Source organism: Tenuibacillus multivorans (genome assembly GCF_900103915.1).
In the GTDB taxonomy this organism is placed as follows: domain Bacteria; phylum Bacillota; class Bacilli; order Bacillales; family Alkalibacillaceae; genus Tenuibacillus; species Tenuibacillus multivorans.
In genome coordinates this window covers 95,135-109,269 of the sequence record NZ_FNIG01000001.1, presented here as the reverse complement: position 1 = coordinate 109,269, position 14,135 = coordinate 95,135, and the positions used below count along the sequence as shown (strand labels likewise).

Sequence of the window (14,135 nt, the reverse complement as noted above, 5' to 3'; positions counted from 1 at the left end):
AGTAAAAACTTCTATTCAGATACGTATAAGAATAGAAGTTTTTTATATATGTAAACAAAAACTCCTCACACAATGTGAGGAGCTCTTTAAGCCGGCGGTATGTCCGCTTCGTTGTATCTACGGTCTAAATCTACGAACTTATTATATTCTTTAACAAAAGCTAATTCGACTGTCCCAATCGGACCATTACGTTGCTTAGCGATAATGATTTCGATAATGTTTTCTTTTTCAGTTTCATCATTATAATAATCATCACGATATAGGAAACCAATGATATCTGCATCCTGTTCAATGCTTCCTGATTCACGAATGTCAGACATAATCGGACGCTTGTCCTGTCTTTGTTCAACACCACGAGATAACTGAGATAAGGCAATGACAGGTACTTCTAATTCACGAGCTAGTGCTTTTAATTGACGTGAAATCTCTGAAACTTCCTGTTGACGGTTTTCCTTGCTAGAACCGCTACCTTGTATTAGCTGTAAATAATCGATTAGTACCATGCCAAGCCCATGTTCTTGTTTTAAACGGCGACATTTTGATCGGATTTCATTCACTTTAACACCTGGCGTATCGTCTATGAATATACCAGCATCTGATAGACTTCCCATCGCCATGGTCAGCTTACCCCAGTCTTCTTCTTCTAAGCTACCTGTTCTAAGTCGTTGGGCATCAATATTGCCTTCTGCACACAACATACGCATGACGAGCTGCTCAGCACCCATCTCTAAACTAAATATCGCACAGTTCTCCTGAGCTTGAATCGCGACGTTCTGTGCAATATTTAAAGCAAAGGCAGTTTTACCGACAGATGGACGTGCCGCAATAATAATCAAATCATTATCCTGAAAACCTGAAGTAATTTTATCTAAATCTTTAAAACCCGTTGGAACTCCGGTTACTTCCTCACTTTGATGATGAAGCTGTTCGATATTGTCATAGACATTAATTAAGACATCCTTAATATTTTTAAATCTACCAGAAGTCTTTTGCTGGGAAACATCTAAAATAGATTTTTCCGCATAATCAATAACATCCGTTATTTCATCATTTTCTTCAAATGATCTTGTTACAATACCTGTTGCCGCCTGGATCATTTGGCGTAAAACGGATTTTTCGTCTACAATTTTGGCGTAGTATTCAATATTAGCGGCCGTAGGAACAGATTCGGCAATATCTGTTAAGTATGATACGCCACCGATTTCTTCAAGTATCTCTAATGCTGAAAGTTCATTGGTGACCGTTACTAAGTCAATCGGTTCCCCTTTATCATTCAGTCGCATCATCACTTCGAATATTCGTTGATGACTGACGCGATAAAAGTCTTCAGGCATCAAAATTTCACTTGCTGTTACAATGACATCTGGTTGTAAAAAGATAGCACCTAAAACCGCTTGTTCAGCTTCTATGTTATGAGGTGGTCTACGATCTTGTATTACGGTATCTGACACGATAGTTCCTCCTTTAACGCGGAACAGTTACGCTTCCTTAACATGTACTCTTAAAGTGGCGGTTACCTCTGGATGTAACTTAACCGGTACATTAGTATAGCCTAATGATCTAATCGGATCATCTAATTCAATCTTACGTTTATCAATTTTAATGTTATGTTTCTTTTTTAACTCTTCAGCAATTTGTTTACTCGTTACGGAACCAAATAAACGCCCACTATCACCAGATTTAGCCGTTAATTCTACGGTAAGATCTTCTATTTGATCTTTTAAATGTTTAGCTTCGTTTAAAATCTCTTGTTCTTGTTCTTGTTGTTTTTTCTTCTGGCCTTCTAGCTGTTTCATATTGCCTTTTGTTGCTTCAACTGCTAGATTATTTTTTAATAAATAGTTTCGCGCATAACCTTCAGAGACGTCCTTCACTTCACCTTTTTTTCCTTTACCTTTAACATCTTTTGTAAAAATCACTTTCATTAGTCTTCGCCTCCTTCAAAGTACTCTTCTATAATATCTCGAAGTTGTTCTTCGACTTGTTCGAGTGTTGTATCATCCAATTGGGTTGCGGCATTTGTTAAGTGACCGCCGCCATTCATTTTTTCCATAATGACTTGAACGTTTATTTCACCAAGTGACCGTGCACTTACCCCTATTTTACCATCTTTGCGGTTGGCGATGACAAACGATGCTTTAACATTACTCATCGTTAATAATGTGTCGGCGGCTTGAGCTATAATAATGGTTCCGTATTCCCCATCATCTAACCCTTTTGCAATCGCAACACCTTCACGGTAGACTGTTGCATTTTTAACGAGTTCACTTCGTTTAATGTATAAATCAATATCTTCTTTTAATAAATTTTGCACTAGAACTGTATCCGCACCTTTTGAACGTAAATATGATGCTGCATCAAATGTTCGAGATCCTGTTCGCAATGTAAATGATTTCGTATCAACGGTGATTCCTGCTAATAAAGCTGTTGCTTCTAAAACGTCTAATTTTAATGGACCATCTTGATATTCCAGTAATTCGGTTACCAACTCTGCGGTTGACGAAGCATACGGTTCCATGTAAACCAACGTAGGTTCTTCGACGAATTCTTCACCGCGACGATGGTGGTCAATAACGACAATGTGCTCCGTTTTCGATAATAATCGCTCTTCCATAACCATCGATGGTTTATGTGTATCAACAACGACAATTAAAGTGTTTTTCGTCACAACATCCAATGAATCCTCTGGCGTAATAAACCATTCCGCTAAGTCATCATTTTCACCAATTCTATCCATTAGACGTTGTACCCCTGTATTAACCCCATCTGGATCAAATACAACGTATCCTTTTTTCCCATTTTGCTGCGCTAGTTTTAATATTCCGATTGATGATCCTATGGAATCCATATCTGGCGTCACATGCCCCATAATTAGGACCTTTTCACTTTCCATGACTAACTCACGTAAGGCGTGGGATATAACGCGAGCCCTGACCCGTGTGCGTTTTTCCATTGGGTTCGTTTTACCACCATAGAATTTAACACGGCCGGACTCATCTTTAATCGCAACCTGGTCACCACCTCGACCTAAGGCAAGGTCCAAGCTTGATTGAGCTAAATCACCAAGCTCAGGTAAATCAACAGAACCTCTTCCGATTCCGATACTTAAGGTAAGAGGCACATTTTGATCTGAAATTAACTCACGAACTTCATCTAATATTTCAAACTTTGTTTTCTCTAACTGTGTTAAAATCTCTTTATTCATAACAGCTATAAAACGCTCTTGTGATGTTCGTTTTAAATGGATACCATAATCATTTGACCAACTATTTAAAATCGATGTTACCTCAGAGTTAAGATGACTTTTAGACGTATCATCCATAGCCTGTGTTAGCTCTTCATAGTTATCTAAGAAAATAACACCTATGATTGTTCGTTCATTATCATATCGATTTTCTAGCTCAATATGGTCTGTTCGGTCAAATAAATAAATGAGGCGTTCCTCAGATTTTATAATGGCTTGAAACTGACGGTCATCTAACGTAATCCATTGTTCTTCATCTTCGTCCTTAACGGCTGCAGCTAAAGGATCAGATAAATCAGCCAATGTCTCACCAATTAATGACTGCTCTCCATCCATAAAGTGATTCATGTATGGGTTACACCATTCGATTTGGTAATCTTCACTAAAAAGAATGATTCCATAAGGCATTTCTAACAATGCCTCTTCCCCTACTTTTTTTACCCGATAGGACAAAGTTGAGATGTAATTTTCGGTTCTCTGTTTATTCTTTGTTTCATTACGGTAAGTCAAATAAATAAGGTAAGCTAAGACGACCGTTAGTACTGAACCAATTAACCATTCATAATAGATGACTATTATCGTTAAAAATCCTGCTAAGCCATATAATAGCCATATACTTTTATTTTCGGTTAATTCTTTAATATCGTTCATCAAACTTCATCTCCCAATGGATAGATCCGTTATCACTTTTTGGATAATCGATCACGCATTTGAAAACCTAAATCAATTATACCTAATATTCTCAAAGGATAAAGAACTAGTAAAGGCTGTAATACTAATAAAACAATAACAATTATTGGTACGAACCTAGTCCAGTTTTTATAATGCGTGAAGTAAAACACAAAGGATAACCCTTGAATAGCTAATAATAAACCTGCTAAGGAATATAGATTGTCAGCCACGAGGTACATCGTTTCACCTGGATTGGTGTAAATCAAGGATAGAATTAAACCAAGTAAATAGTACCAAATTAAAGAAACAGGTAATGTGAACTCTCTAAACGGTGGAAAAGACAACGATGTTTGTTCGAGACGATTAATCACTTTATAACTTAACCACTGCGAAATCCAAGCAAAAACCAAACCTGTCATGACAAACCAAGTTGGTATCTTATAGATCATTTGATTCATTTGTTCTTGCAGTAATTCAATCGTTTCATCATCAATTTGGGTTTGACCGATACTTTCAAACATTGAAACATACATGGAGATGCTTTCATCCATACTTTGACGAATCGTCTCAACCAAATTTACTTGAAATAGAAATTGCATGATCACATGAACTATGACTAGACCAACTGAATAACCGACTGTTCCCCAAGCTAATATTTCATAAGAACTTCGTTTACGATGCATGGCAAACCCAATTGTCATACCACCTAATCCCATTAGGATGGTGACTGGTAACGATATAACCGTCGCAAACAAAGAGCTAACGATTGCTGTTACAATAAACATCACAATGGAATATTTAAGACCATATCGGTACGTATATATAATAAAAGGTAAGGGTAAAGCGATTGTGATGATAATATTTAGAATCGGGATAAAAAAAGATAAGAGTAACAATACAATATATATGGCACTAAAAATGGCACCTTCAGTGATGGCTTTAGTCTGATTCATTTTATCGGTACACCTCTATATTTATTAGTCAATATGTCTTTTTTCTATTAGTACTATTTTACACCATTTTAGAATGATATCATATGTAAATGGTCGATTTTAAATGATTGCTTTAAGGGTTAACCTTCCAAGTTTATTTGCATTGTACCAAAAGGTCATATTTAATTAAGAATTTTTTTCGTAAAGTTTGTTATTAATCCGACCGCATGTCTAAATGTTAAAAACGGCTTACCTATCTATCAAGGTAAGCCGTTTTCGTATTATTATTCGCTGACATATGGTAATAAAGCCATTTGTCTTGCGCGTTTGATTGCTTTTGTTAATTTACGTTGATATTTTGCAGAAGTTCCAGTTACACGACGAGGTAAGATTTTACCACGTTCTGAAACGAAACGTTTTAAAAGATCAATATCTTTGTAATCAATGTGTGTAATGCCGTTCGATTTGAAGTAACACACTTTTCTACGTTTACGTCCACGACGTGCCATTGATAACCCTCCTTTGATTAGAATAATTGATTAAAATGGTAAATCGTCATCTGATAAGTCGACCGGTTCACCACTATCTTCAAAAGGATTCTGTTCATCCTGAGACTTTTTGAATCCACCTTGGTCTTGACTGTTTGATGTGTTTGGAGCAGCACTTCTTTGAGCACTTTGTCCACTTTGGGATGAACCTTTTGACTCAAGGAATTGTACGCTATCAGCGACAACCTCTGTCATAAATACGCGTCTTCCATCTTGCCCCTCAAAGTTACGAGTCTGAATACGACCATCAACACCGACCATGCTTCCTTTTTTCATATAATTTGCAAGGTTTTCAGCTGGACGTCTCCAAATAACACAGTTAATGAAATCAGCCTCACGTTCTCCTTGCTGATTAGAAAAAGGTCGGTTGACAGCAACAGTAAAGTTCGCAACAGCTACACCATTTGGCGTGTAGCGTAGATCAGGGTCTTTCGTTAATCTTCCAACTAATACGACACGATTTAACACATCAAACACTCCTTATTGATCGTCTTCGCGAATAGCCATATGACGAATCACATCGTCAGAGTATTTCGCTAGACGACTAAATTCATCTAACGCTTCACCGTCTGCAGTGAAATTAACAACAACATAGTATCCATCACGATAGTCGTTGATTTCATATGCTAGACGACGTTGTCCCATTTCATCAACATTCGTAATCTCCGCGCCATTATCCGTTAACACGTTATGGAGACGTTCGATCTCTTCTTTACGAGCATCTTCCTCCATGTCTGGGCGGATGATATACATGATTTCGTATTTATTCATCCGTCTTCACCTCCTCTTGGACTTTACGGCCCCACTTATTCAATGGAGCAAGGAGTAATCCTAATTACTCACATCAATGTATTATATCAAACAATTGGACATCTAACAATAAAAATTTGACCCTAAACATTAAAACGGAAATGAATGACATCGCCATCTTGGACAATATATTCTTTTCCTTCTAAACGAACTTTACCATTATCCCTTGCCTTTGCCATCGAACCAGCCTCAACGAGATCTTCATAAGATACCGTTTCAGCACGAATAAAACCACGTTCAAAGTCAGTGTGTATGATCCCAGCTGTTTGCGGGGCGGTCATTCCTTTTCGGAACGTCCAGGCTCTTACCTCCTGTTCACCAGCTGTAAAATAAGTTGCCAAACCAAGCATATTGTAAGAAGCCTTAATTAATTGGTCTAATCCTGATTCCTCAATGCCAAGCTCTTGTAAAAATTCTTCTTTCTCTTCCCCTTCTAATTCAGCAATTTCCGATTCAACTTTGGCACAAACAACAATCACTTCTGCCCCTTCATTTGCTGCATATTCTTTTACGCTTTGGACGTTTTCGTTACTTTCTATATCTAATAGTTCATCCTCACCAACGTTTGCCACATAAAGGATTGGTTTAATCGTTAATAAATGTAGCTGTTTAACGTATTTCTCTTGTTCCTTAGTAAATTCTATGGCGCGCGCTGGCTTTTCATTTTCAAATGCCTCTTTAAGTTTTTCCAATACTTCAAATTCGTAGACAGCATCCTTCACTTTTTGTTTGGCTAATTTCGCTACTTTATCATAACGTTTCATAATGGTCTCAAGGTCAGCCAAAATTAGTTCAAGATTAATGGTCTCAATATCTGAAATAGGATCCACTTTCCCAGATACGTGTGTAATGTTGTCATCAGAAAAGCAACGAACAACATGACAAATCGCATCTACCTGTCTAATATGGGATAGGAACTGGTTCCCTAACCCTTCACCTTTACTTGCACCTTCAACAATTCCTGCAATATCAGTAAATTCAAATGATGTAGGGATGGTTTTCTTCGGGTTCACCATCTCAGTCAGCGTTTGTAAACGATGATCTGGAACTTCTACAATTCCTACATTAGGGTCTATCGTCGCAAATGGGTAGTTTGCAGATAGTGCACCTGCTTGTGTAATCGCATTAAAAAGTGTAGATTTTCCCACGTTTGGTAAGCCGACGATTCCCGCAGTTAATGACATATATTCTGACACTCCTTCAATTCCGTACCCAACTCATTCAAGATTAGTCCATAACAATTATAGATATTAGCACAAAAAAACACAAGCTATAGAGAAAATTAAAAAACAAAGGCCATTCCACCTTTGTTTTTATCAAAAATAACGAGATAATTCATTTTTGTTTCACGTGAAACATTTTTTACTCTGCTTTTTTTATAATTTTTTTTAGTTTTTTATCAAATTTTTTTCTAGGAATCAAGACACTGTGGTTACATCCTTGACATTTTATTCTTATGTCCATTCCCATTCGAACAATCTTCCATTCATTTACTCCGCATGGGTGAGGTTTTTTCATTTCTACAACATCGTTTATATCATATTTTTTATCAGCCATCGTAACCAACCTTTCCTTATCCTAGTCGATGTCTATTTTATCAAATTTTTGAGCGATTAGCTCGTTTAATTATCGGAAATAATAAGATCATCGCTAAAACGTATAAATTGATTAAACCATATAAAGGATAAAGGTATCCTATTAAATTTGAAAACCCTACTAATGTAAATGGTATTGCTAATAGAATTAATCCTATGCCAATGGTTGATTTATTAACTTTAAAGAATTCTTTCACACGTGCGATCAATCCAAATAAGCTCGTAATCGCTGTTGTATAAATCGCAAACCATAACAAAACTGACATGATATAATACAGCTCATTTGGATACCCATTTAATATCGCAAACAAAGGAATTTCATAAAAAAATAACTGATCGGAAACATGTATCAAACTAATATTATAAAGATAAGAAATCAAACCTAATATAAGTCCACTTCCAATACAAGCAATATATATTTCAGTCTTACTTTTAACTTCCTGACCAATCGCACCGATAACCGCTATAAGTGGAACGACGTTTAACGATGTAAATGGTAAAGCAGACGCCCAATTCGACTGTTCTTTAAATTGATATACAAACGGGACTTCCTGCTGAATGATAAAAATGATTAACACGATAGCCAATCCAACGATTAATAATGGAAGCAAAAAACGGTTAATTGATAAAATTCCATTCATCCCATAAGGAATGACGACAATTAATAAAATAATAATGAGTAATGATCCAAAGAAATATGGCACATTGAGCGTTTCAAATGTAGCCCCACTACCTGAAATCATCACAAACAACATCGTAAAGAGGTATAAGAGAATACCCCAATCATAAATATTAGCAAACTTCTTCCCCATTATTTCTTGTAATACAGGTAAATAATGCTCTGATTTCATCTCATAGCTTATTCTTAAGACGACATAACAACTAATGATAAACATAATCGTAAATAATAAAATAGCTAGTCCACTTTCATGTCCAAAAAACTCCCAAATTTCCCTACCTGAAGCATAGCCTGCGCCAATCATTGTAGCTACAATTAGCCCAATCCAACGAAATCCATTGATCATCATTTCATCCCCTTATGTATATCTCATCAAGTTACGCCATATACTAGTAAAAATATGTACAAGGGGTAATGAGTATGACATCAATTAATTCGAAAAATACCTCTATGAACCTACATTCAAGTGACCGCCAATTCAGTCATCAACTCTATGAATTTATTTTTAATAACATATCAATTCACCAACCGATCATCATTCTTTGTATCGGTACCGATCGTTCTACCGGTGATAGCTTAGGTCCCTTAGTTGGTCACTTTTTAAATTACAAACCCATTCATCGCTTACATGTGTATGGTTGCATAGATGAACCCGTACATGCTAAAAACCTTAGCGACACCATTCAAAACATTCATGAAAAACATGTTAACCCATATATAATTGCGATTGATGCTGCCTTATCCTCACCGACAAAAATTAAAACAGTCGATGTTGAACTTGGCCCATTATCACCTGGAGCTGCCTTAAAAAAACAAGACTTGAACCCAATTGGTGATTTATCAATAAAGGGGTATGTCAATGTAAGTGGCTTTATGGAGTTTAGTATTTTGCAAAACACTAGGCTTTCAACTGTGATGAAAATGTCAAAACAGATAGCACAGGCCTTATATTATGTCGACATTAAATTAAAACAACACCACGAACAAACACAGGTTCTTAGGATATAAAAAGGAATTTGGTTTTTCTCCAAGTTCCTCTTTTTTACTAATACCTTTTCCTTTTTACCTTTATAATTAATAAAATCATAGTCAATGCAGATAATAAACACACATAGGTCGTAGGATATTTAAATGCAATTAAGAAAGCATCAAACACATAAATATCACTACAATAATCTACATCTTCAGGAGTAAATATAAACATTGCTCTGCAATCTGAAAGTGATAATAGTGCTATTTGGTTAACGAAGAAAATAGAGTAATAACCCGAGATTATATATATAATCAATAGCGGTATACCCAAACCAATGATTTTGAAGGTTGTTTGCTTTTACTCAAAGCACATCTCCCCTTTTAACCAATCCATGACTGTATCTGTAAATAAATATATAAAATAATACCAACAGTGAATAAGCTTGGAAGTAAGTTAGCTACTCTAATATTGGTGATTTTAAGAAGATTTAACCCAATAGCAAAAATTAATAATCCCCCTGTTGCAGTCATATCTTCAATAAATAAATCTAATAACCCCTGAGGCATCCAGTTGTTAATTTGTGTTGCAAAAAGTGCAATTCCTCCTTCATAAAGTACTACCGGAATGACGGAGAAAACAACTCCAAACCCTAAGGTCGTTGTTAGTACTAATGCCACGAATCCATCGATAAATGATTTGGTAAATAATACTCCATGGTCACCTCTTAAACCACTGTCCAATGCACCTACGACTGCCATGGCTCCTATCACAAAAATAAGTGAGGCGGTTACGAAGCCCTCAGCAACCCTTGAATTTTCACCGAACTTTTTAAACTTCACTTCAATATGTGAACCTATCCGGTTTAATTTTTCATCTAAATCGATGCCTTCGCCAATAATCGCTCCAGTTAGTAAACTGAGTAAAATAACAATAATTCTGTCAGATGCAAATCCCATTGATAATCCTATTAAGATGACCGTTAAACCAATGCCATGCATGATCGTTTCTTTAATTCTTTCAGGAATTTTCGTAAAAAATAATCCAAACATCGTACCTAATATAATACATATTCCATTAACAATAGTCCCTAATAGCGCCATATGATCACCCTAACTTCTATCAAATGTTTCACGTGAAACATTTATATGATTAATTGTAAAGAAAACTCGCCAAGTGGCGAGCTTTTATCAATTAAATTATTTTTCTGTTAGCATCTCAAGAATTCGATTAAAGTCATCTTGATTATAGTACTCAATTTCAATTTTACCTTTTCGTTTCCCTTGTTGAATATTAACACTTGTACCAAAGAAGTCTCTTAATTCTGCTTCTTTTGAGGAAATAAAGACATCTTTTTTAGTTGTCTTTTTCTTTTTTTTCTTTTTTTCATTAAGCTGAGTGATGAGTTTCTCTACCTGTCGTACATTCAAATGTTCTTTTCGTATTTTGTTCGCGACTAATACCATTTCATCTTCTTCTTTTAGAGCTAAAAGCGCTCGTCCATGTCCCATTGATAACTCCTTACTATTGATCATAGCACGTACTTTTTCTGGCAATGATAATAGACGAAGCATATTGGCGATATGTGGACGACTTTTTCCTAACCGTTTTGCTAAATCATCTTGTTTAATATTTAATTCATTGATTAGGCGTTCATAGGCTTCTGCTTCTTCCATTGGACTTAAATCTTCACGTTGTAAGTTTTCTAAAAGAGCTAGTTCCATCATTTGTTCGTCTGTTAACTCACGAACAACAGCTGGAATAGTGTTTAAACTAGCTTCTTTTGATGCCCTAAACCTTCTTTCACCGACAACGATTTCAAATCCCTTTATCGCTTTACGAACAATAATAGGTTGTAGAACACCATACTGGATAATCGAATCTTTCAATTCTTCAATTGCATCCGCCTCGAAGTTTTTTCTAGGTTGGTATGGATTGGGACGAATTTGATCGATTGGAAGTTCTTGAACGCTTTCTTCTTCAACACCAAATAATTCTTCTAGTCCTTTACCCAACCCTCTGGCCATTTGCCATCACTTCCTTCGCTAAATCGGTATAAACCTCTGCACCTTTAGATTTTGGATCATATGTAATTATAGGTTCCCCATGACTTGGTGCTTCTCCTAGACGAATATTTCTTGGGATAATGGAATGAAACACTTTATCTTGAAAATATTTCTTCACTTCTTCAATGACTTGAATACCTAGGTTTGTCCTCGCATCAAACATAGTTAGTAGGACACCTTCGATAGTTAGTTCTTGATTTAGACGTTTTTGAACAAGCCTAACGGTATTTAACAACTGACTTAAACCTTCTAAAGCGTAATATTCACATTGTACCGGAATAATAACGCTATCCGCTGCTGTTAAAGCATTTAATGTTAATAAACCTAAAGAAGGCGGACAATCAATAACAATGTAATCATATTGATCACGTACGTTTTCTAAAGCTTTTCTTAACCTTAATTCGCGTGATATTGTTGGTACGAGTTCAATTTCAGAACCTGCTAATTGAATCGTTGCCGGGATGGCTTCTAAATTCGGTATATTAGATGGAACACATACCTGACGTGCATCTTCTTCCTCTATTAATACATCATAAATACAAGAAGACATGTCCCCTTTATTAATACCAATACCACTTGTCGCATTCCCCTGAGGGTCTATATCAATTAAGAGCACTTTATTATTCTCACCTGCTAAGCATGCGCTCAAATTAACTGCGGTTGTGGTTTTGCCAACGCCACCTTTTTGATTTGCAATGGCAATGACTTTTCCCATAATGTCACCTGCCTAATCTAATAATATTTAATACTATTATTCTATCATGATAATCCTTTAAATGTTAGATGATAATAATAGAAAAAAAGACCCATCTTTTTTGAACAGATGGGAACAAAACGTAATCCTTGATTACTTTTTAGGTATTTTAATCGTTATTTGATAAAAATCATCTGAATCTTTTTCTTCCGACTCAACATCCATACCTGTATCTTGTACCATATTTAAAGATTGGCGAATCGTATTAAGTGCAATCCGCACATCTTTATTAACTCCTTTAACCTTTGGCTTTTTCTTTTTCTTCTGTTTAGGTTCAGGATTTAATAATTGTTCTATTTGTTCCTCTGTTTGTTTAACATTTAAATGATTTTCAATAATTAACGATAAGACCTGTTCTTGCTTATCTTCATCCTTCAATGAAATCAAAGCCCTTGCATGTCTTTCGGTAATTTGTTTATTTAAGATAGCTTGCTGAACAACACTTGGTAATTTTAACAAACGCATTTTATTTGCGATCGTCGATTGACTTTTTCCTAAGCGTTGAGCTAAAGCTTCCTGGGTTAAACCATGAATTTGTAATAATTGATCATAAGCAATAGCTTCTTCTATGACGGTTAATTCCTCGCGCTGTAAGTTTTCAATTAAAGCTACAGATGCGGTTTGTGTATCAGTCATATCTTTAACAATTCCCGGGATTGTTTCCCATTCTAATGACTGAACCGCACGCCACCTTCTTTCGCCGGCAATGAGTTCATACCCAGAATCTTCATCTAATTTACGCACAACAATTGGCTGAATAACGCCATGTGTATGAATGGTTTGTGCTAATTCATCGATTTTTGTATCGTCAAAGATTGTACGAGGCTGATATTGATTGGGTTGGATTTGATTTACTGGTAGTTGAACAACTTCATCTGAATAGTATTCTTCTTTTGATTCATTATTTTGCTCGTTTTTACCGAATAACTTACTTAACGAACTCATTAGGCACCCACCTTTATTATTCAATGAATCTATTAACGTTTTATATCCTTTAAAAAATGAAATGTTTCACGTGAAACATTTCATTTATAGAGAGATTGTCCTATTTATGTATTGATTCACTATTTCTATTTTATCACAAAGTCATGATTGGTAGAAGAAAAAAATAAAGAAATAGTAGATTAAAAAGAATCTTTAATCTACTATTCCAGTGGTGTTTTGTTAGGTGTACCTGGTTTGCGCGGATATTTTTTAGGTGTTTTTCTATTCTTATTAACAACTGCAATATGACGTTCACTTCCCTCGTGTGGTAAATAAAATTGATAAACCTCATACCATTCACCGCCAAGTGTTTTAATAGCCATATCACCTTGTTCTTTTTCATTAGAAAAGTTGGCGCCCTTCATCATGATCAACTGCCCTCCGGATCTTACTAACGGTAAGCAGAGTTCACTTAAAACTGACGTTCTCGCAACAGCTCGCGCCATGACAACATCATATTTTTCTCGATGTTGTTGGTTTCTTCCGAAGGTTTCTGCCCGGTCATGATAAAAGGCAACACCATCAAGATTTAATTGATCCGCCAGATGATTTAAAAACGTTATTCTCTTTTTAAGTGAATCAACAATAGTCACTTTTAGATGCGGATAAATAATTTTTAATGGAATTGACGGAAAACCAGCTCCGGCTCCTACATCACAGATAGATTGAACCATTGAAAAATCAACATAAAAAGCAGCCGAAATGGAATCGAAAAAATGTTTTAAATAAACCTCTTTTTGGTCTGTTATAGCTGTTAAGTTCATTTTTTCATTCCATTCCACTAATACTTCATAGTATCGATTGAACTGTTGTCGTTGTTCTTCCGTTAAGTCAATTCCATGTTTTTTTAATTGATCAATGAACACTTTTTCATTCATAAA

Annotated in this window: 16 protein-coding genes; 1 reads left to right on the top strand and 15 read right to left on the bottom strand. The window is 35.7% G+C overall.

All coding sequences use genetic code 11. The features are described from left to right. Positions 1-86 precede the first annotated feature (86 nt). The 10 genes from dnaB to BLP77_RS00510 all read right to left on the bottom strand — a co-directional run bounded on the left by dnaB (position 87) and on the right by BLP77_RS00510 (position 8,826). Positions 87-1,451, bottom strand: coding sequence for a replicative DNA helicase (gene dnaB / locus BLP77_RS00555; RefSeq protein ID WP_093855156.1), 1,365 nt, complete (start codon positions 1,449-1,451; stop codon positions 87-89). 27 nt (positions 1,452-1,478) lie between these two features. Next, positions 1,479-1,925, bottom strand: a complete 447-nt coding sequence (rplI, locus tag BLP77_RS00550) for a 50S ribosomal protein L9 (RefSeq protein ID WP_093855155.1) — start codon at positions 1,923-1,925, stop codon at positions 1,479-1,481. Continuing rightward, entirely contained in the window at positions 1,925-3,895 is a 1,971-nt protein-coding gene (locus BLP77_RS00545) for a DHH family phosphoesterase (RefSeq protein ID WP_093855154.1), read from the bottom strand. The genes rplI and BLP77_RS00545 overlap by 1 nt, the downstream gene beginning before the upstream one ends. A gap of 32 nt (positions 3,896-3,927) precedes the next feature. After that, a complete protein-coding gene (locus BLP77_RS00540) occupies positions 3,928-4,869 on the bottom strand; it encodes a YybS family protein (protein WP_093855153.1) in 942 nt (313 codons plus the stop codon). 263 nt (positions 4,870-5,132) lie between these two features. Further along, entirely contained in the window at positions 5,133-5,357 is a 225-nt protein-coding gene (gene rpsR / locus BLP77_RS00535) for a 30S ribosomal protein S18 (protein WP_093855152.1), read from the bottom strand. Positions 5,358-5,387: 30 nt separating this feature from the next. Beyond that, complete coding sequence (gene ssb, locus BLP77_RS00530) at positions 5,388-5,864, bottom strand: single-stranded DNA-binding protein (protein WP_093855151.1); 477 nt, start codon at positions 5,862-5,864, stop codon at positions 5,388-5,390. A 12-nt stretch (positions 5,865-5,876) separates the two neighbouring features. Next, a complete protein-coding gene (gene rpsF, locus BLP77_RS00525; protein ID WP_093855150.1) occupies positions 5,877-6,167 on the bottom strand; it encodes a 30S ribosomal protein S6 in 291 nt (96 codons plus the stop codon). A 122-nt stretch (positions 6,168-6,289) separates the two neighbouring features. Next, entirely contained in the window at positions 6,290-7,390 is a 1,101-nt protein-coding gene (ychF, locus tag BLP77_RS00520) for a redox-regulated ATPase YchF (protein ID WP_093855149.1), read from the bottom strand. Positions 7,391-7,568: 178 nt separating this feature from the next. Beyond that, positions 7,569-7,763, bottom strand: coding sequence for a DUF951 domain-containing protein (locus BLP77_RS00515; protein ID WP_093855148.1), 195 nt, complete (start codon positions 7,761-7,763; stop codon positions 7,569-7,571). A gap of 40 nt (positions 7,764-7,803) precedes the next feature. After that, positions 7,804-8,826 carry a YkvI family membrane protein gene (locus BLP77_RS00510; RefSeq protein WP_093855147.1) on the bottom strand — a complete coding sequence of 341 codons (1,023 nt, stop codon included), beginning with the start codon at positions 8,824-8,826 and terminating at the stop codon, positions 7,804-7,806. Positions 8,827-8,900: 74 nt separating this feature from the next. Here BLP77_RS00510 and yyaC point away from each other — a divergent pair, with 74 nt between their 5' ends. Beyond that, on the top strand, positions 8,901-9,488 hold the full coding sequence (yyaC, locus tag BLP77_RS00505) for a spore protease YyaC (RefSeq protein WP_093855146.1): 588 nt from the start codon (positions 8,901-8,903) through the stop codon (positions 9,486-9,488). A gap of 345 nt (positions 9,489-9,833) precedes the next feature. On the opposite strand, the gene BLP77_RS00500 is transcribed toward yyaC, so the two are convergent. From BLP77_RS00500 to rsmG, 5 genes are all read right to left on the bottom strand, one after another. After that, positions 9,834-10,553, bottom strand: a complete 720-nt coding sequence (locus BLP77_RS00500; protein WP_093855145.1) for a DUF554 domain-containing protein — start codon at positions 10,551-10,553, stop codon at positions 9,834-9,836. Positions 10,554-10,649: 96 nt separating this feature from the next. Further along, complete coding sequence (locus tag BLP77_RS00495) at positions 10,650-11,477, bottom strand: ParB/RepB/Spo0J family partition protein (RefSeq protein WP_093855144.1); 828 nt, start codon at positions 11,475-11,477, stop codon at positions 10,650-10,652. Continuing rightward, on the bottom strand, positions 11,458-12,231 hold the full coding sequence (locus tag BLP77_RS00490) for a ParA family protein (protein WP_093855143.1): 774 nt from the start codon (positions 12,229-12,231) through the stop codon (positions 11,458-11,460). The genes BLP77_RS00495 and BLP77_RS00490 overlap by 20 nt, the downstream gene beginning before the upstream one ends. Positions 12,232-12,363: 132 nt before the next feature. Beyond that, positions 12,364-13,215, bottom strand: coding sequence for a nucleoid occlusion protein (noc, locus tag BLP77_RS00485; protein WP_093855142.1), 852 nt, complete (start codon positions 13,213-13,215; stop codon positions 12,364-12,366). Positions 13,216-13,415: 200 nt separating this feature from the next. Next, positions 13,416-14,132: a 16S rRNA (guanine(527)-N(7))-methyltransferase RsmG gene (gene rsmG / locus BLP77_RS00480; protein WP_093855141.1), complete on the bottom strand. Its 717-nt coding sequence runs from the start codon at positions 14,130-14,132 to the stop codon at positions 13,416-13,418. Positions 14,133-14,135 lie beyond the last annotated feature (3 nt).